Raw genomic sequence first — 19,532 nt, 5'->3', positions numbered from 1 at the left:
ACCATATAAAACATGCTTTCAATGGCATTTTTATATAAATGATGGGGGATTATTTAGGTAAAATGATTTTGCGGTCTGCCGAAGGACGGTAGATAACAAGAATTTTACCGATGATTTGTACATTTACTGCACCAGTTTCGCGAACAATCGCATCAGCGATCAAATTTTTAGTATCGCGGTCTTCGCCTGCGATCTTGACTTTGATAAGCTCATGATGCGCTAATGAGAGTTCAATCTCAGCTAAAACACCTTCGGTTAAACCATTGTTGCCGATCATAACAACAGGGTTTAAGTGGTGAGCGAGACTTTTTAGGTGCTGAATTTGTTTTTTATTAAGATTCATTGATTTTTTGCTTGGTTAGTATTGAAAATGGCTTATTCTACCGCCATCTGATATCTATCACCATCAATTATATCTTTTTGGTGGTAAAGAAGCAGCAAGTTAGGTGAAGTTCTTTTAGTATAGTTGGAAAGCACAATGGCCAATAAAAAACGTTCGGCAAGCTCAAGTCGCTGGTTGCAAGAGCATTTTAGTGATAAATATGTTCAGCAAGCACAAAAAAAAGGGCTACGCTCACGTGCATGGTTTAAGCTGGAGGAAATCCAGCAAGGTGATAAAATTTTTAAACCAGGTATGACCGTTGTTGATTTAGGAGCAGCCCCTGGTGGTTGGTCGCAATACGTTGTTAGCCAAATAGGTCATAATGGGCGGGTTATTGCTTGTGACTTATTGCCGATGGACCCAATCGTTGGTGTTGATTTCCTGCAAGGGGATTTTCGCGATGAAGCCGTTCTCGCCGCTTTGTTAGAACGCGTTGGCGACAAAAAAGTACAGGTGGTCATGTCTGACATGGCGCCAAATATGAGTGGGACACCAGCGGTTGATATTCCTCGCTCTATGTATCTAGTTGAATTAGCATTGGATATGTGCCGTTCTGTATTGGCTCCTGGGGGAAGTTTCATTGTTAAAGTGTTTCAGGGAGAAGGCTTTGACGATTACCTTAGGGATATCCGCTCCCTGTTTACGAAAGTAAAAGTTCGTAAACCTGAATCTTCGCGGGCACGATCGCGTGAAGTATACATTGTAGCGACAGGGCTAAAACTATAGTACCCTGAGCGTTATTTGTTAACACAGTTGTAATATGAGGTTAATCCCTTGAGTGACATGGCGAAAAACCTGATTCTCTGGTTAGTCATCGCAGTTGTTCTGATGTCCTTGTTCCAGAGTTTTGGCCCAAGCGATTCGAATAGTCGCAGAGTTGATTATTCAACGTTTATCAATGAGTTAGCCCAGGATCAGGTACGTGAAGTTCGTATCACCGGTCGTGAACTTAACGTCAGAAAGGCTGATAATAGCCGCTATACAACTTATCTTCCTATGCAGGATGAGAAGCTGTTAGATACTTTGCTGAATAAGCATGTGACGGTTGTTGGTGAACCACCAGAAGAACCTAGCTTACTGACATCTATTTTTATTTCCTGGTTCCCAATGCTTCTGTTGATTGGTGTCTGGATTTTCTTCATGCGCCAGATGCAAGGCGGTGGCGGCAAGGGGGCAATGTCATTTGGCAAAAGTAAAGCCCGCATGCTGACAGAAGATCAGATCAAAACTACATTTGCGGACGTTGCTGGGTGTGATGAAGCCAAAGAAGAAGTGGGCGAAATCGTAGAGTTTCTGCGTGAACCTGCTCGTTTCCAAAAACTTGGTGGTAAAATTCCCAAAGGCGTCCTGATGGTAGGGCCTCCTGGTACAGGTAAAACCTTACTGGCGAAGGCTATCGCAGGTGAAGCTAAAGTCCCATTCTTTACTATTTCCGGTTCAGACTTCGTGGAAATGTTTGTGGGGGTTGGTGCTTCTCGTGTTCGTGATATGTTCGAACAAGCGAAAAAAGCAGCGCCTTGTATCATCTTTATTGATGAGATCGATGCAGTAGGTCGTCAACGTGGTGCAGGTCTTGGTGGTGGTCACGATGAGCGTGAGCAAACACTGAACCAAATGCTGGTTGAGATGGACGGTTTCGAAGGTAATGAGGGGATCATTGTAATCGCAGCAACTAACCGTGCTGACGTACTTGACCCTGCTTTATTACGTCCAGGTCGTTTTGACCGTCAGGTAGTCGTTGGCTTACCAGACGTTCGCGGTCGTGAACAAATTCTGAAAGTGCATATGCGTCGTGTTCCTATCGACCCAAATGTGGATACTTTCATTCTTGCACGCGCAACACCGGGCTTCTCAGGTGCTGAATTGGCGAACTTGGTTAACGAAGCTGCATTATTTGCTGCACGTGCAAATATGCGTGTTGTTTCCATGGTGGAATTCGAAAAAGCGCGTGACAAAATTTGGATGGGTGCAGAGCGTCGCTCTCTGATGATGACCGAAGAACAAAAAGAATCAACGGCTTACCATGAAGGTGGCCATATGATTGTCGGTCATTTAATGCCTGAACATGACCCTGTTCACAAAGTTACCATTGTTCCTCGTGGCCAAGCACTGGGTGTAGCATTCTTTTTACCTGAAGGTGATGAAGTTAGTCGTAGTCGCTTGAAACTTGAAGGTATGATTGCGACAGCCTATGCAGGTCGTATTGCCGAAGAACTGATTTATGGGCGTGATAAAGTCACTACGGGGGCTTCTTCCGATATTCAGTTCGCAACCAATACTGCACGTAACATGGTAACGCAATGGGGCTTCTCAGACCGTTTAGGTCCAATGCAATACTCGAAAGAAGAGGGCCCTGCGTTCTTAGGTCGTTCTTCAGGTAATGGTTCTGGAATTTCTGATGAAACAGCACGTATTGTTGATGAAGAAATTAAGAAGATTTTAGACTACTGTTACCAACTGGCTTACAAAACGTTGGAAGACAATATCGATATTCTACATGCAACGAAAGATGCATTGTTAAAATATGAAACTATCGATATGCCAATGATTGATGATTTAATGAATCGTCGGCCAGTTCGTGAGCCTGCAGGTTGGGATGAAGACAAAAAAGTCAGTAATGTGACCGGTACATTTGGTAAAGGTGCAGCAAACGCAGCTGAAAAACCTCAATCTGAAGAGCCGAAAAACAGTACTGAAGAAGCAAATAAGACAGATAATAGTAATAATGCTGATGAATCAAACCCATCAGGCAATAACGACAGCAAGCCACAATAAGCGGTCGTGAAATAAAATACGAAGACCCCAGTTCGCTGGGGTTTTTTTTCGTTAAGGAAAAATAACAATGCAGATCAAAGCGAGAGGCAGTGTCCTTGACTTATCAACGCCTAAGGTGATGGGGATTTTGAATGTTACTCCTGATTCATTTTCAGATGGTGGCACTCATAATCGTTATCAGGATGCGCTTGAACATGTGGCCAAAATGGTCCAACACGGTGCGGCTATCATTGATATTGGTGGCGAATCAACCCGCCCTGGCGCTGCCGAAGTTTCTGTGAATGAGGAACTTGATAGGGTTATCCCTGTGGTTGAAGCGATAGCGCAACGTTTTGATGTGTGGATTTCAGTCGATACATCTAAAGCACTAGTCATGGCGGAAGCCGCAAATGCAGGCATGCATATCATCAATGATATTCGCTCGCTTCATGAGCCGGATGCACTAGACGTCGCTGCGAAAACAGGTTTACCCGTATGTATTATGCATATGCAAGGTCAGCCAAGGACAATGCAAGAAGCACCGAATTATGAAAATGTGGTGCGTGAAGTAAAAGACTATCTTAACACTGAAATCACCCGATGCGTGACTGCAGGCATAGATAGACAGCAAATTATCCTTGATCCAGGCTTTGGCTTTGGCAAAAACTTGTCGCATAATTACCAGTTATTGGCAAACTTAGAACAATTTCATAATTTCGGACTACCGCTATTGGCAGGGATGTCACGTAAATCTATGATTGGACAATTATTAAATGTTCCACCGCAAGAGCGCCTCGCCGGCAGCCTAACTTGTGCAGTGATTGCTGCGATGCAAGGTGCGCACATCATTCGAGTTCATGATGTCAAAGAAACCGTGCAAGCGATGCAAGTGGTACAGATGACTCTGTCAGAAAAGGAAAAATAAGCGTATGAGCGACCGTAAATATTTTGGTACTGATGGTATTCGTGGCAAAGTGGGTGATAGCCCAATTACCCCTGATTTTGTTTTAAAATTAGGTTGGGCGGCAGGAAAAGTCCTTGCACGTCATGGCTCACGTAAAATTATCATTGGTAAAGATACGCGTATTTCTGGCTATATGTTGGAATCTTCATTAGAAGCGGGCTTAGCAGCAGCAGGTCTATCTGCCTCTTTCACAGGCCCAATGCCAACCCCTGCAGTCGCTTATTTAACACGCACTTTCCGTGCAGAAGCAGGGATTGTGATTTCTGCATCTCATAACCCATATTATGATAATGGGATTAAATTCTTCTCAATTGATGGAACTAAGCTGCCAGATGAAGTAGAAGAAGCCATTGAAGCTGAAATGGAAAAACCGATTACCTGCGTTGAGTCGGCTGAGTTAGGTCGTGCAAACCGTATTGTAGATGCTGCCGGACGTTACATTGAATTCTGCAAAGGCACATTCCCGAACGAACAAAGTTTGGCGAGTTTAAAGATTGTGATTGACTGTGCAAACGGAGCGACGTACCACATCGCACCAAATGTGTTCCGTGAATTAGGGGCTGAAGTCATCACTATTGGTTGCGATCCGAACGGGATCAACATCAATGAAGAATGTGGTGCAACGGATGTTCGTCAACTACAACAAAAAGTATTAGAAGAAAAAGCCCACGTCGGTTTAGCATTTGATGGTGACGGTGACCGCATTATTATGGTCGACCACCTCGGTGAAAAAGTCGATGGTGATCAAATTCTCTTTATTATTGCTCGTGAAGCGCTACGTCAAGGCCAGCTTAAAGGCGGCGTAGTGGGAACATTAATGAGTAATATGGGGTTAGAAATCGCTCTAAAACAGCTAGGAATTCCTTTCGAGCGTGCAAAAGTGGGCGACCGCTATGTGCTCGAAAAATTACAGGAAAAAGGCTGGCGCATGGGGGCTGAAAACTCAGGTCACGTGATTTTATTAGATAAAACGACTACCGGCGACGGTATTGTTGCGGGCTTGCAGGTATTAAGTGCGATGGTACGCAACCATATGAGTTTGCATGACTTATGTAGTGGCATGAAATTATTGCCTCAAGTGTTAGTCAATGTTCGTTTCAAAGGTCAACACGACCCATTACAGAGTGATGGGGTCGTTGCTGCAAACGAAGAGGTTGAAAAACAATTGGCAGGAAAAGGTCGTGTGTTACTAAGAAAATCAGGAACAGAACCGTTAATCCGAGTCATGGTTGAAGGTGAAAACGAAGCTGATGTGACTGCAATGGCAAACCGCATTGCTGATGCTGTAAAAGCAGCTGGCTAAGTTGTTATTGGGGAAGCTGAGCAATATTTTGATGATTTGTTGTTTTTTTCTGCAAATAATCAAATGGAGTTAAAATAGACTTGCTTGTCTGCTCAGCTTTGGTTAGTATTCGCACCTGCTCAATCCCGTAAGAGTGTTTCTTCACGGTCGAAATGAGTAGGTGTGCAGTGATAAAGGTCATAGCATTACGCTATGCACCGCAACTGAATAGGTAACTCAAATGTATGTAGCTCTTTTAATTATATTCTTGCTAGCGGCTATCGGGCTTATTGCTCTGATCATGTTACAGCAAGGTAAAGGTGCTGACATGGGAGCATCATTCGGTGCGGGCGCTTCTGCAACACTGTTTGGTTCATCGGGTTCAGGTAACTTCATGACCCGTATGACTGGGATCTTGGCTGCTGTGTTTTTCATCATCAGTTTAATACTTGGCAACATGACTGCCAACAAGTACGGAACTGGTAGTGGTAGTAAGTGGGAAAACATTAGTGAACCTACTAAAGTCGAGCAACCAACAGACGTTCCGGCGGCACCAGCTACACCAACGAGCGACATTCCTCGTTAAGTGTGAAAGATCCCGAATGAAGGCGACTAATGCCATCATTAAGTAGTAAACTCAGCGATGAGTAAGAAGTTAAAATTTGAGGTTATTGATTAAGTATTGATAACCTCGCCTCAGTGCCGAGGTGGTGAAATTGGTATACACGCTACCTTGAGGTGGTAGTGCCTACAAAACGGGCGTACGGGTTCAAGTCCCGTCCTCGGCACCATTATTTAAGATGGCTTGTGATTTACAGGTTATCTGTGTAGAATATGACACGTTTTCGAACGCGGGATGGAGCAGCTTGGTAGCTCGTCGGGCTCATAACCCGAAGGTCGTCGGTTCAAATCCGGCTCCCGCAACCATTTCTTATTCAACATACCTTGTCAGTATCGTGGTCTATAGTAGTTATCCGGTGTAGTAATCAAGTGTAGTTATCTAATAGCTCTCAAAATTTCTCATCGATTTCTCTAGATTTTACAGGTATAATAAGAATATGGTGAACCCGTGCACTACAGGGTCCAGTTGCATAAAGCCCCGAATTTCGGGGTTTTTTGTTATTTGACAATCGAATTAACTGGGCTTTTATAGCCCTTTTTTTATGTCTGGGGGTGGCCTTGTCCACATTAGAACAGAAATTAACAGAGATGATTTCAGCACCGGTGGAGGCGCTAGGCTTTGAATTTGTTGGCTTAGAGTTTATCCGTGGTCGCACATCGACACTGCGTGTCTTCATCGATAGTGAAGAAGGCATCACTGTTGATGATTGTGCTGATGTCAGCCATCAGGTCAGTGCAGTATTGGACGTTGAAGATCCAATTTCTGTCATTTATAACCTGGAAATCTCGTCACCAGGGCTTGAGCGCCCATTATTCACAATTGCGCATTACGAGCGTTTTATGGGTGAAGAGGTAGCATTGACTTTGCGTATAGCAATGCAGAACCGCCGTAGGTGGCAAGGTATTATTAAGGCCATAGACGGTGAAATGATTACGGTTACTGTAGATGGTAAGGATGAGGTGTTCGCCCTCGGCAACATCCAGAAAGCTAACTTGGTACCCCACTTTTAATAAAGTTCAATGAGGCAACTAGGATGAATAAAGAAATTCTGGCTGTTGTAGAAGCGGTTTCTAACGAAAAATCCCTCCCTCGTGAAAAAATCTTCGAGGCTCTGGAAACTGCATTAGCGACGGCGACTAAAAAGAAATACGAGCAAGAAATTGATGTCCGTGTGGAAATTGACCGTAAATCAGGTGATTTCGACACGTTTCGTCGTTGGTTAATTGTGGAAGAAGTCACAATGCCAACACGTGAAATTACGTTGGAAGCGGCTCAATACGAAGATCCTGCGCTGCAGCTTGGAGAGTATGTCGAAGACCAAATCGAGTCTGTTGTATTTGACCGTATTACCACTCAAACAGCTAAGCAAGTTATCGTGCAAAAAGTGCGCGAAGCAGAACGTGCGATGGTTGTTGACCAATTCCGTGAGCAACAAGGTGAAATTATCACTGCTCAGGTAAAAAAAGTGAACCGTGAAAATATCACGTTAGATTTAGGCAATAATGCGGAAGCGGTTATTCTGCGTGAAGATATGTTGCCACGTGAAAACTTCCGTCCAGGTGACCGTATCCGCGGAGTCCTGTATGATGTTCGTCCTGAAGCACGCGGCGCACAACTTTTTGTTACGCGTTCTCGCCCTGAAATGTTGATTGAATTATTCCGCATTGAAGTGCCAGAAATTGGCGAAGAAATTATTGAAATCAAAGCCGCTGCCCGTGATCCAGGTTCTCGTGCAAAAATCGCAGTAAAAACTAATGACAAGCGTATTGACCCAGTTGGTGCTTGTGTTGGTATGCGTGGCGCACGTGTTCAAGCCGTTTCTAGTGAACTAGGCGGCGAAAGAATTGATATTGTGTTATGGGATGATAACCCAGCTCAGTTCGTTATTAATGCTATGGCTCCGGCTGATGTTGCATCTATTGTCGTCGATGAAGACAAATGTACGATGGATGTTGCCGTAGAAAGTAGTAACTTGGCACAAGCCATTGGGCGTAACGGTCAAAACGTGCGTCTGGCAGCTCAGTTACTGAAAAAACACCGTGGTGATGACAAATGGGAATTAAATGTCATGACCGCAGAAGAGCTCAATGCAAAACATCAGGCAGAAGCACATGCTTCTATTGATACATTCACCAAGCATCTTGATATTGATGAAGAGTTTGCCACTGCACTTGTTGAAGAAGGCTTCTCGACGTTAGAAGAACTGGCTTACGTGCCTATTAATGAACTTCTGGAAATTGATGGTCTTGATGAAGAGACTGTTGAAGTTCTACGTGAAAGAGCGAAAGCGGCCCTCACCACAATAGAATTGGCTCAAAAAGAGAGCCTCGGTGATAATCAGCCAGCAGAAGATTTGTTGAATCTTGAAGGTATGGATCATACTCTTGCCTATAATTTGGCTACACGTGGAATCTGTACACTGGAAGATCTTGCTGAGCAGGGCATCGACGACCTGATTGATATTGAAGGTCTGGATGATGAGAAAGCAGGTACGCTCATCATGGCCGCACGTAATATTTGCTGGTTCGGTAACGATGCGTAAACACTGTAGCAGGAAGGAACGGCATGACAGAAACTGTAAAAACATTGGCAACGGAAATTCAAACCACAGTTGATCGCCTGGTACAGCAATTTGCTGAAGCAGGGATCAAAAAAGGTGAGAATGACTCTGTTAGCCAGTCAGAAAAAGAAGCTTTACTGAGCCATTTAAACCGTGAACAAGGCGGTGCAACGGGTCAGCCAAGCAAATTGACACTACAGCGCAAAACTCGTAGTACGCTGAGTGTCCCCGTCACCGGTGGCAAAAGCAAATCGGTAAATGTCGAAGTCCGCAAAAAACGCACTTATGTGAACCGTGATGCTGAAGAAGCAAAAGCGGAAGAGCAGGCGCAGCGTGAGGCGGAAGAGCAGGCGCAGCGTGAGGCGGAAGAGCAGGCACAGCGCGAAGCTGAAGAACTGGCACAACGTCAAGCAGAAGCTAAACGATTAGCAGAAGAAACAGCTAAACGTGAAGCGGAAGAAAAGGCAAAACGTGAAGCCCAAGAGAAAGCAAAACGTGAAGCAGCAGATAAAGCTACGCGCGAAGCAGCGGAAAGAGAAAAAGTGAAACCAAGCGAAAATCAACAAAAACCAGGCAAAGCTGTAGAAAGTAATGCCGACAAACAACGCCGTGAAGCTGAAGCTGCGGAGCTAAAACGTAAAGCTGAAGAAGAAACTCAGCGCAAAGTTGAAGCAGAAGCGCGTCGCGTAGCTGAAGAAGCACGCAAAATGGCAGAAGAAAACGGTGAAAAGTGGACTGCTGAAACGAAAACTGACGAAGACAGTGATTATCACACCACAACGTCGACGCACGCTCGCGCGGCTGAAGATGAAAGTGATGAGAAAGAAGAAGGCCGTCGTTCACGTAATCGTACTGCAAAAGCACCTCGCCAAAAGAAAGGTAATAAACTTTCTGAAAAGGCAGATCGCGAAGAAGAACGCGCCGCGGGCCGTTCAGGTCGCAGTAAAGGTAAACAACGTAAAGGCAGTTCTTTGCAACAAAGCTTTACTAAGCCAGCTGCAGCGGTTAACCGTGATGTTGTGATTGGTGAAACAATCACGGTTGGTGAACTTGCTAATAAAATGGCAGTAAAAGGTTCTCAAGTCATCAAAACGATGATGAAGATGGGCGCAATGGCGACTATCAACCAAGTGATTGACCAAGAAACTGCACAGCTAGTCGCAGAAGAAATGGGCCATAAAGTGATTCTGCGTCGTGAGAACGAGTTAGAAGAATCAGTAATGAATGACCGTGATACTGGTTCTGCAGCGCAAGAGCCTCGCGCACCAGTTGTCACCATCATGGGTCACGTTGACCACGGTAAGACTTCTTTACTTGACTACATTCGTTCAACGAAAGTGGCGTCAGGTGAAGCGGGCGGTATTACTCAGCACATTGGTGCGTATCACGTCCAAACTGACAAAGGTATGATTACCTTCTTAGATACCCCAGGTCACGCCGCGTTTACTTCCATGCGTGCTCGTGGTGCCCAGGCAACGGATATCGTTGTACTGGTTGTTGCAGCGGACGATGGTGTAATGCCACAAACTATCGAAGCTATCCAGCACGCAAAAGCAGCGGGTGTTCCAATCGTAGTTGCAGTGAATAAAATTGATAAGCCAGAAGCTGACCCAGACCGCGTTAGAAATGAACTGTCTCAGTACGGTGTTATTTCTGAAGAATGGGGCGGTGATACTCAATTTATTGGTGTATCTGCGAAAGTGGGTACAGGTATTGACGATTTACTTGATGCGCTGTTGCTGCAAGCTGAAGTATTAGAACTTAAAGCGGTTTATACCGGTATGGCGAGTGGCGTGGTCGTTGAGTCTTATCTGGATAAAGGTCGTGGCCCAGTTGCGACAATCTTAGTTCAAGAAGGTACACTGAACAAAGGCGATATCGTCCTGTGTGGTTTCGAATACGGTCGTATTCGTGCTATGCGTAATGAATTAGGTAAAGACGTTCAGTCTGCAGGGCCTTCAATGCCTGTTGAGATTTTAGGCTTATCTAACGTGCCTTCGGCAGGTGATGAAGCGACCGTTGTACGCGACGAGAAAAAAGCCCGTGAAGTTGCCCTGTATCGTCAAGGCAAATTCCGTGATGTTAAACTCGCTCGTCAGCAGAAATCTAAACTGGAAAACATGTTTGCTAACATGGAAGAAGGTAAAGTTTCTGAGCTGAACATCGTTCTGAAAACCGACGTTCAAGGTACTTGTGAAGCGATTACTGACTCTCTAATGAAGCTGTCGACTGATGAAGTTAAAATTAAAATCATCGGTTCTGGTGTTGGTGGTATCACTGAAACTGACGCAACATTAGCAGCGGCATCGAATGCTATCATTTTAGGATTTAACGTCCGTGCTGATGCTTCTGCACGTCGTGTCATTGAAAGTGAAAGCGTTGACTTACGCTACTACTCTGTTATCTATAGCTTGATTGATGAAATCAAACAAGCGATGAGCGGTATGTTAGCGCCTGAATACAAACAGCAAATCATTGGTCTTGCAGAAGTCCGTGATGTGTTTAAATCACCAAAATTCGGTGCAGTTGCTGGTTGTATGGTTACTGAAGGCACCATCAAACGTAATAACCCAATCCGCGTATTACGTGATAACGTTGTTATCTACGAAGGTGAGTTAGAATCACTGCGTCGCTTCAAAGATGACGTCAGTGAAGTTCGTAACGGTATGGAATGTGGTATCGGCGTTAAGAACTACAACGACGTTCGCGTTGGCGATATGATCGAAGTCTTCGAAGTCATTGAAGTTAAGCGTTCTATCGACGGTTAATTTTGTGAGAACCCACGAAGCATCGTGACTACAAAATAGTGTTAATAAGGGGGCGATTGCCCCCTTTATTGTCAGGAGACATGACGATGGCAAAAGAATTCAGCCGAGCTCAGCGCGTTGCGCAAGAGATGCAAAAAGAAATTGCGATCATTTTACAGCGTGAGATTAAAGATCCGCGCATTGGTATGGCGACTGTTTCAGGTGTTGAGTTATCTCGCGATCTTGCATACGGTAAAGTCTTTGTGACTTTCTTTAATATCGCGAACGATAAAAGCGAAGAAGAGATGGTTGCTGATGGTATCAAAGCATTAAATGAAGCAGCGGGTTTCATTCGTTCATTAATTGGGAAAGCGATGCGCTTACGTATCATTCCTGAGTTAACGTTCGAATATGATAACTCATTAGTCGATGGTATGCGTATGTCTAACTTGGTATCGAATGTCATTCGCCATGACGAAGAGCGTCGTGCTGATACAGATAGTAAAGAGGAAAAATAATGGGGCGTCGTCGTAGCGGCCGTAATATTGACGGTGTAGTGCTGCTGGATAAACCCACGGATATTTCTTCAAATGATGCGCTGCAGAAAGTGCGGCGCTTTTTTAATGCCAACAAAGCTGGGCACACAGGGGCACTTGACCCTCTCGCAACCGGTATGTTGCCTGTTTGTCTCGGCGAAGCGACGAAATTTTCCCAGTTTTTACTCGATTCAGATAAACGTTATCGCGTCATTGCTCGTCTTGGGCAGCGTACTGATACGTCAGATTCACATGGCGAAATTATCAGTGAGCGTAACGTAGAGTTTACACAGCAGCAACTGGATGATGCTTTAGAATTTTTCCGTGGTGATACATTACAAGTTCCTTCAATGTATTCAGCGTTGAAACACCAAGGTCGTCCATTGTATGAATATGCGCGTAAAGGTATTACCGTTGAACGTGAAGCTCGTCCAATTACAGTGTATGAATTACAGTTTATTCGTTTAGAAAATAATGAATTAGAACTGGAAATACACTGCTCTAAAGGCACCTATATTCGTACAATTATCGATGATTTAGGTGAGATGTTAGGCTGTGGTGCGCATGTCATTTACCTGCGTCGAGTGCAAGTGGCTAACTATCCTTATGAGCGAATGGTAACATTGGAGCAACTAGCCGCTTTACGGGCAAAAGTCGATGAGGGTGAAGGTTCTTTTGAGTCTTTGCTTGACGCTTTATTATTGCCAATGGATACCGCAGTTGTTCATTTTCCAGCAGTAAATATTACAGAAGAAACAGCGGCTTATTTCAAACAGGGTCAACCTGTGAGAGCCGCAGTCCAAGCCCTTGAAGAGGGTTGTATGGTACGTGTCACTTGCGGTGAAGCGCAACGATTTATCGGTATTGCTCTTATCAGCGAAGATGGCCGACTTGCACCGAAGCGTTTGGTCGTGGAAAATGAACCGTCCGCATAGTGGCGCTTATTGCTTTGCTGCCTTAAGCAGCGTAGAATAGCGGCGCTTAATCTTGAGATGCTAAATTAGAGATTGGCTCTCATCACTTACATTAATCATTTTGGAGTTTATTATGTCTCTAAGTAATGAAGCGAAAGCTAAAATCGTTGCTGAGTTCGGCCGCGGTGAAAATGACACTGGTTCAAGCGAAGTTCAAATCGCTCTGCTGACTGCACAAATCAACCACCTGCAAAGCCACTTTGCAGAGCACAAAAAAGATCACCACAGCCGTCGTGGTCTGCTGCGTATGGTTGCTCAGCGTCGTCGCTTACAAGCTTACTTGAAAGGTAAAGATATCGCGCGCTACACTGCTCTTATCGAGCGTTTAGGTCTGCGTCGCTAATCTTGTCAGTTTCAGAGGAAAGGGGCCAAATGGCCCCTTTTCTTCTAAAAGTTATTTTGAAAGTTGAAGTAATACTCGAATTATACTTAACTTAAATGCTAAGCTGTAAATCGTAGTAAGTTGTTTTTATTTATGCCTCTTCACTACATCCGATTCGCGCGGCTAATGAGAGAATTGATTACAGGAATATCAGTATTCTCATTAGTCGCGAGGCTGTAGTAGGAAGAGTAAGCCAATGCTCCCTGAGAATCTCAAGGGGCCTTACAAAAAGGGTAATATAGTGTTAAATCCTATTGTTCGTAAATTCCAATATGGTCAACATACTGTTTCGATTGAAACAGGTATGATTGCACGCCAAGCATCTGCAGCTGTTATGGTTAACATGGATGACACTGCAGTATTTGTTACTGCGGTTGCACAGAAAAAAGTGAAAGAAGGCCAAGACTTCTTCCCTTTAACGGTTAACTATCAAGAACGTACATATGCAGCAGGCCGCATCCCAGGCAGTTTCTTCCGTCGTGAAGGTCGTCCTGGTGAAGGCGAAACATTAATCGCACGTTTGATTGACCGTCCTCTACGTCCTCTGTTCCCAGAAGGTTTTTACAACGAAATTCAAATCATTGCGACCGTTGTCTCTGTTAACCCACAAGTTAACCCTGATATCGTTGCGATGATCGGCGCATCTGCGGTATTAGCGCTGTCTGGTGTTCCATTCAATGGCCCTATTGGGGCGGCTCGTGTTGGTTTTATCAATGACCAATATGTTCTGAACCCAACAGCAGACGAACTGAAAAACAGCCGTTTAGATTTAGTGGTTGCAGGTACTGATAACGCAGTATTAATGGTTGAATCTGAAGCTGATTTGTTAAGTGAAGAACAAATGTTAGGTGCGGTGGTATTTGGCCACGATCAACAGCAAATTGTTATTCAGAATATCAATGAGTTAGTGAAAGAAGCCGGTAAAGAGAAATGGGATTGGCAGCCAGAGCCAGTTAATCAAGCTCTTAATGACCGTGTCGCGGCATTAGCTGAAAGCCGTATGGGTGATGCCTACCGCATTACTGAGAAACAAGAACGTTACGCACAAGTTGACTTAATCAAAGAAGAAGTCACTGCGGTATTAGTTGCTGAAGATGAAAACGTTGATGTTTCTGAAGTGGCTGATATTTTAGCTAACTTAGAAAAACAAGTGGTTCGTAGCCGTGTTATTCGTGGTGAGCCACGTATTGATGGCCGCGAAAAAGATATGGTCCGTGCACTGGATGTACGTACTGGTGTTCTGCCTCGTACTCACGGTTCTGCGTTGTTCACTCGTGGTGAAACTCAGGCGTTAGTGACTGCAACATTAGGTACAGAGCGTGATGCACAGGTTATCGACCAATTAATGGGCGAGTACACTGACCGTTTCTTGTTCCACTATAACTTCCCTCCATACTCTGTTGGTGAAACTGGCATGGTTGGCTCACCAAAACGTCGTGAAATCGGCCATGGCCGTTTAGCGAAACGCGGTGTGTTAGCGGTTATGCCTGACCACGCAGATTTCCCATACACAGTACGTGTGGTGTCTGAGATTACTGAATCTAACGGTTCATCTTCAATGGCGTCGGTTTGTGGTGCGTCATTAGCACTGATGGATGCAGGTGTACCGATTAAAGCTGCGGTTGCGGGTATCGCAATGGGCTTGGTAAAAGAAGGCAACGACTTCGTTGTTCTGTCCGATATTTTAGGTGATGAAGACCACTTAGGTGATATGGACTTTAAAGTAGCGGGTAGCCGTGAAGGTATCAGCGCACTGCAAATGGATATCAAAATCGAAGGTATCACAAGTGAGATCATGCAAGTTGCATTAAACCAAGCAAAAGGTGCTCGTTTGCACATTCTTGGCACGATGGAACAAGCCATCAATGGTCCACGTGAAGAAATCTCTGAATTTGCTCCACGTATTTACACTATCCGCATCAATCCAGACAAAATTAAAGATGTCATCGGTAAAGGTGGTTCTGTGATCCGTGCGTTAACGGAAGAAACAGGCACAACAATCGAAATCGAAGATGACGGTACTGTGAAGATTGCAGCAACGGATGGCATAAAAGCGAAAGAAGCGATTCGTCGTATTGAAGACATTACTGCAGAAGTTGAAGTAGGCCGCATTTACCCAGGTAAAGTCACTCGTATCGTCGACTTTGGTGCATTTGTTGCTATCGGTGGTGGCAAAGAAGGTCTGGTTCATATTTCTCAAATCGCGGACAAACGTGTTGAGAAAGTGACTGATTACCTGCAAATGGGTCAAGAAGTTCCTGTTAAAGTCTTGGAAATCGACCGTCAAGGCCGTATCCGTCTTAGCATGAAAGAAGCGGTAGCAACTGAAGAGCCAGCAGCGCAACCGCAGGACTCAGCAGAGTAAGCTGACCTAACAGCGCTCTATTAAGTTAGGGCGCTATCAGCCTAAATTTGCTGAAACCATAATTTGTAAAGCGTGGTAATGTAAGGGCGGAGTATGTTGAACAGTATCTGTCTTCGGGTGAGAGATTATTGCACGTTACCGCGTGTACTCTTGGCGCTTATCTTTTTTGTTATTATTGGATGTAGTAGCAAAGATTGGCGAAAGAACGAGGTATTTGCCGTTCCACTTCAACCTTCATTGCAACAAGAAGTGATACTGGCTCGTATGGAACAAATCCTTGCGAGCCGGTCTTTAACCGATGATGAATACGCACAGCTTTTATATGAGCGCGGTGTGTTGTATGATAGTCTAGGTTTAAGGGCGCTGGCACGTAATGATTTTTCAACTGCGTTAGCCATTCGTCCTGATATTCCTGAAGTTTTTAATTTTTTAGGAATATATTTTACGCAGGCAGGGAATTATGATGCTGCCTATGAAGCGTTTGATTCTGTTTTAGAGCTTGATCCAACTTACAATTTCGCGCGAATGAACCGTGGCATCGCATTATATTACGGTGAACGGTACAAACTAGCGCAGGATGATCTGCTGGCGTATTATCAGATAGATCCAAATGATCCTTTTCGTACTCTGTGGCTTTATCTCGTAGAGAAAGACATAGACCCGCGTATGGCGCAAGATAATCTTGCCGCCCGCTACAACCAAGCGGAGAAAGGGCAATGGGGCTGGAATATCGTAGAATTCTATCTTGGCAATATCAGTGAAACGACATTGATGGAGCGTTTGAAAGAAACATCTACGGATAACACTTCGCTCGCTGAGCATCTCAGTGAAACTAACTTCTATTTAGGTAAGCATTACCTAAGTCTGGGGGATAAGAATAGCGCAGCTGCGTTATTCAAACTGACGGTGGCTAACAACGCTCACAGCTTTGTTGAACACCGCTATGCATTGTTGGAATTGGCGCTGTTAGGCCAAGAACAAGACGACCTTTTAGAATCGGGCCAGCAATAGCTGACGAACATTTCACAATATTTTTTTAAGTCATCATCCTTAGGGGTGACGGCCTATTTGTTCGTTTAATAAACACAATTTGAGCCAGTTCACATTTTAAATGAAAATGACCGAAATGATTTTCCCATGGTTATGTAAACTGGCTGCCATTAAGTATGAGGCACCTTTACATGACTACTGAGACCGATATTTCTTTTGCTGAGTTAGGTTTATCAGCATCTATTTTGACAGCACTAAATGACCTGGGATACGAAAAACCATCTCCAATCCAGCAACAATGTATTCCATTGTTAATGGATGGCAATGATGTTTTAGGTATGGCACAAACGGGTAGCGGTAAAACGGCTGCATTCAGTTTGCCATTGCTGCATAACATCGACCCAGATTTAAAAGCTCCGCAAATTTTAGTACTGGCACCAACTCGTGAGTTGGCTGTTCAGGTAGCGGAAGCAATGAGCGATTTCTCTAAACATATGAACCGCGTTAACGTTGTTGCCCTGTATGGTGGTCAACGTTATGACGTACAATTACGTGCACTGCGCCAAGGGCCACAAATTGTTGTGGGTACACCGGGTCGCCTCCTTGATCACTTAAAACGTGGCACGTTAGATCTTTCTAAATTAAAAGGCTTAGTTTTAGACGAAGCTGATGAAATGCTGCGTATGGGCTTCATTGAAGATGTTGAAAACATCATGAGCCAAATTCCAGCTGAGCACCAAACTGCGCTGTTCTCTGCAACAATGCCTGAGCCAATTCGTCGTATTACACGTCGTTTTATGAAAGACCCGAAAGAAATTCGTATTCAGGCTAGCATTACCACTCGTCCAGACATTGCTCAGAGCTATTGGACTGTGTATGGCATGCGCAAAAACGAAGCATTAGTGCGTTTCTTAGAAGCTGAAGACTTCGATGCCGCGATTATTTTCGTGCGTACCAAAAATGCAACATTAGAAGTGGCTGAAACGTTAGAACGCAATGGCTACAACAGTGCGGCACTGAATGGTGACATGAACCAAGCACTGCGTGAGCAAACTTTAGAGCGCTTAAAAGATGGTCGTTTAGATATTTTGATCGCAACTGACGTTGCAGCGCGTGGCCTGGACGTTGAGCGTATTAGTCTAGTTGTTAACTATGACATCCCAATGGATGCTGAGTCTTACGTTCACCGTATTGGGCGTACAGGCCGCGCAGGCCGTGCAGGTCGTGCGTTACTGTTCGTTGAGAACCGTGAACGTCGTCTGCTGCGAAACGTTGAACGCACGATGAAACTGACTATCCCTGAAGTTGAATTGCCAGATGCAGATCTGCTGAGCCAACGTCGTCAGGCGAAATTTGCTGAGAAAATTCAACAGCAATTAGAAAGCAGTGATTTAGACCAATATCGTTCACTGTTAGCGAAAATGTCTCCATCAGAAGATGTGGATATGGAAACTTTAGCCGCAGCATTACTGAAAATGGCACAAGGTGAACGTGCTCTGATCCTGCCACCAGATGCGCCACGTCGTCCACGTCGTGAATTTAATGATCGCGATGATCGCCGTGGTGATCGCCGCAACAGCAACGGCAATGGTTTTGACCGTGCAGAACGTGGTGAGCGTGGCGGACGTCGTGAGCGTCGTGATGTGGGTGATATGGAAATGTACCGTATTGAAGTTGGCCGTGATGATGGTGTGGAAGTTCGTCACATTGTTGGTGCGATTGCTAATGAAGCGGATATCAGCAGCCGTTATATCGGTAATATCAAATTGTACGGAACACATTCGACAATTGAATTACCAAAAGGCATGCCAACTGACGTGTTAACGCATTTAAGTCGCGCACGCATTTTGAATAAACCAACTCAAATGCAGCTGATCGGTGATGCACAACCGTTCGAACGTCGCGGCGGGGGTGAGCGTCGTGGTGGTGGTCGTCGTGATGGCGGCAGCGAAGGTGGTTTCGGTGCAGGTCGTCGTAATGACCGTGGTGGTGAACGTCGTGGCGGCAGTGAACGTCGTGGCGGTGGTAACCGTGACCGTGGTAACTCTGCACCACGCCAAGATGGCACTAATGCAGCACCTCGTCGTCGTAGCAGCAGCCATAACGCGTAATTGCTAGGTTTTAGGGAAGTTATTCCCTAATAAAATGAAAACCCGCATTTCTTGGAAATGCGGGTTTTTTGTTGTTTTAAAAATGAGCAATATATATTGTCTTCAAAAATGGCACTTGCTACTATAGTAATAGGTACTACATGGAGAGTAGTTGTGGCGTTCTATAAAATTTCCTCATTTAAGCGAAGCACCAAAAAAATTAAGATAATGGATAAACACTTGCTTAAGGCTGCAAATGAAGTCTTAGCGGGGGTTTATGAAGCAGACTTAGGAAGTGGTGTAATTAAAAAAAGGATTGCCATTAATGGAAAAGGGAAAAGTGGTGGGGTCAGGGTTATTATATTCTTCAAAGTTAGCCATCATCTCTTTTTTGCCGATGGTTGGGAGAAATGCAATATAGCTGCTAAAGGAGTAAAAGAAATTGAAGATGATGAACTAGATGCGTATAAGAATTTATCTCGACTTTTTCTTAATTATACGGATGATAAAATTGCTGATTTAGTTTTACATAATATTTTGGAGGAGCTTACTGATGAGCAATAAACTAGAAAACATGCTTGAGCTAGCGAAAGAGTTACATCAGGTTGATGCTGCACCAAAAAGTTTAGTTACTGATTTAGAACAGAAGGTTGGAAATCGTAAAATAAATAATAAAATCAAGGTAGTACCTATGATGAGCGGTGCGCAAATCAAACAACTCCGTGCTCAATATGGAATGTCACAAGCCATGTTAGCTTTAGCGCTGGGCATGTCTAAGGAAAGCGTATCTAAGTGGGAAAGAGAAGAAAAAAAACCCAGTGGCCCAGCTCTAAGAATGCTACATCTTATAGAGCAGCGAGGGCCAGAGATTTTAATTATTTAAC

The 19,532-nt window shown here is 44.5% G+C and carries 17 protein-coding genes and 2 tRNA genes; 18 read left to right on the top strand and 1 reads right to left on the bottom strand.

Features of this window, described 5'->3' with window-relative positions; translation table 11 throughout:
• Positions 1-49 precede the first annotated feature (49 nt).
• Positions 50-343: a ribosome assembly RNA-binding protein YhbY gene (gene yhbY / locus M1E86_RS18110; RefSeq protein WP_004905914.1), complete on the bottom strand. Its 294-nt coding sequence runs from the start codon at positions 341-343 to the stop codon at positions 50-52.
• 135 nt (positions 344-478) lie between these two features.
• Between yhbY and rlmE the strand changes: the two genes are divergently transcribed.
• From rlmE to M1E86_RS18020, 18 genes are all read left to right on the top strand, one after another.
• The gene (gene rlmE / locus M1E86_RS18105) at positions 479-1,108 is read left to right on the top strand and encodes a 23S rRNA (uridine(2552)-2'-O)-methyltransferase RlmE (RefSeq protein WP_102138213.1); all 630 of its coding nucleotides are present in this window, start codon (positions 479-481) and stop codon (positions 1,106-1,108) included.
• Positions 1,109-1,165: 57 nt separating this feature from the next.
• On the top strand, positions 1,166-3,157 hold the full coding sequence (gene ftsH / locus M1E86_RS18100) for an ATP-dependent zinc metalloprotease FtsH (RefSeq protein ID WP_213913372.1): 1,992 nt from the start codon (positions 1,166-1,168) through the stop codon (positions 3,155-3,157).
• A gap of 67 nt (positions 3,158-3,224) precedes the next feature.
• Complete coding sequence (folP, locus tag M1E86_RS18095) at positions 3,225-4,061, top strand: dihydropteroate synthase (RefSeq protein ID WP_125890677.1); 837 nt, start codon at positions 3,225-3,227, stop codon at positions 4,059-4,061.
• 4 nt (positions 4,062-4,065) lie between these two features.
• Entirely contained in the window at positions 4,066-5,403 is a 1,338-nt protein-coding gene (gene glmM / locus M1E86_RS18090; RefSeq protein ID WP_125890676.1) for a phosphoglucosamine mutase, read from the top strand.
• 220 nt (positions 5,404-5,623) lie between these two features.
• A complete protein-coding gene (gene secG / locus M1E86_RS18085; protein ID WP_125890675.1) occupies positions 5,624-5,968 on the top strand; it encodes a preprotein translocase subunit SecG in 345 nt (114 codons plus the stop codon).
• A gap of 115 nt (positions 5,969-6,083) precedes the next feature.
• Positions 6,084-6,173, top strand: a tRNA-Leu gene (locus M1E86_RS18080).
• A 59-nt stretch (positions 6,174-6,232) separates the two neighbouring features.
• A tRNA-Met gene (locus tag M1E86_RS18075) sits at positions 6,233-6,309 on the top strand.
• Between the two features lie 252 nt (positions 6,310-6,561).
• Positions 6,562-7,014 (top strand): ribosome maturation factor RimP, encoded by a 453-nt coding sequence (rimP, locus tag M1E86_RS18070; RefSeq protein ID WP_125890674.1) that lies wholly within the window; start codon positions 6,562-6,564, stop codon positions 7,012-7,014.
• A gap of 23 nt (positions 7,015-7,037) precedes the next feature.
• Positions 7,038-8,546, top strand: coding sequence for a transcription termination factor NusA (gene nusA / locus M1E86_RS18065; RefSeq protein ID WP_125890673.1), 1,509 nt, complete (start codon positions 7,038-7,040; stop codon positions 8,544-8,546).
• Positions 8,547-8,569: 23 nt separating this feature from the next.
• Positions 8,570-11,332, top strand: a complete 2,763-nt coding sequence (gene infB, locus M1E86_RS18060) for a translation initiation factor IF-2 (protein ID WP_426099193.1) — start codon at positions 8,570-8,572, stop codon at positions 11,330-11,332.
• Positions 11,333-11,418: 86 nt separating this feature from the next.
• Positions 11,419-11,829: a 30S ribosome-binding factor RbfA gene (rbfA, locus tag M1E86_RS18055; protein WP_125890671.1), complete on the top strand. Its 411-nt coding sequence runs from the start codon at positions 11,419-11,421 to the stop codon at positions 11,827-11,829.
• A complete protein-coding gene (gene truB / locus M1E86_RS18050; protein WP_125890670.1) occupies positions 11,829-12,782 on the top strand; it encodes a tRNA pseudouridine(55) synthase TruB in 954 nt (317 codons plus the stop codon). Before rbfA ends, truB begins: the two co-directional genes overlap by 1 nt.
• Before the next feature lie 112 nt (positions 12,783-12,894).
• A complete protein-coding gene (rpsO, locus tag M1E86_RS18045; RefSeq protein ID WP_004905890.1) occupies positions 12,895-13,164 on the top strand; it encodes a 30S ribosomal protein S15 in 270 nt (89 codons plus the stop codon).
• Between the two features lie 280 nt (positions 13,165-13,444).
• Positions 13,445-15,568 (top strand): polyribonucleotide nucleotidyltransferase, encoded by a 2,124-nt coding sequence (pnp, locus tag M1E86_RS18040; RefSeq protein WP_125890669.1) that lies wholly within the window; start codon positions 13,445-13,447, stop codon positions 15,566-15,568.
• A 93-nt stretch (positions 15,569-15,661) separates the two neighbouring features.
• The gene (gene nlpI, locus M1E86_RS18035) at positions 15,662-16,579 is read left to right on the top strand and encodes a lipoprotein NlpI (RefSeq protein WP_254879849.1); all 918 of its coding nucleotides are present in this window, start codon (positions 15,662-15,664) and stop codon (positions 16,577-16,579) included.
• 170 nt (positions 16,580-16,749) lie between these two features.
• On the top strand, positions 16,750-18,669 hold the full coding sequence (locus tag M1E86_RS18030) for a DEAD/DEAH family ATP-dependent RNA helicase (protein ID WP_213913371.1): 1,920 nt from the start codon (positions 16,750-16,752) through the stop codon (positions 18,667-18,669).
• A gap of 108 nt (positions 18,670-18,777) precedes the next feature.
• Positions 18,778-19,212, top strand: a complete 435-nt coding sequence (locus M1E86_RS18025) for a type II toxin-antitoxin system RelE/ParE family toxin (protein ID WP_096864327.1) — start codon at positions 18,778-18,780, stop codon at positions 19,210-19,212.
• A complete protein-coding gene (locus M1E86_RS18020; protein ID WP_004905885.1) occupies positions 19,202-19,531 on the top strand; it encodes a helix-turn-helix domain-containing protein in 330 nt (109 codons plus the stop codon). The genes M1E86_RS18025 and M1E86_RS18020 overlap by 11 nt, the downstream gene beginning before the upstream one ends.
• Position 19,532 lies beyond the last annotated feature (1 nt).

It is taken from the genome of Providencia sp. PROV200 (genome assembly GCF_049901995.1).
GTDB classification, from domain to species: domain Bacteria; phylum Pseudomonadota; class Gammaproteobacteria; order Enterobacterales; family Enterobacteriaceae; genus Providencia; species Providencia rettgeri_E.
Note: the sequence above shows the minus strand (reverse complement) of the source record. Positions and strands in the feature narration are given on the sequence as shown.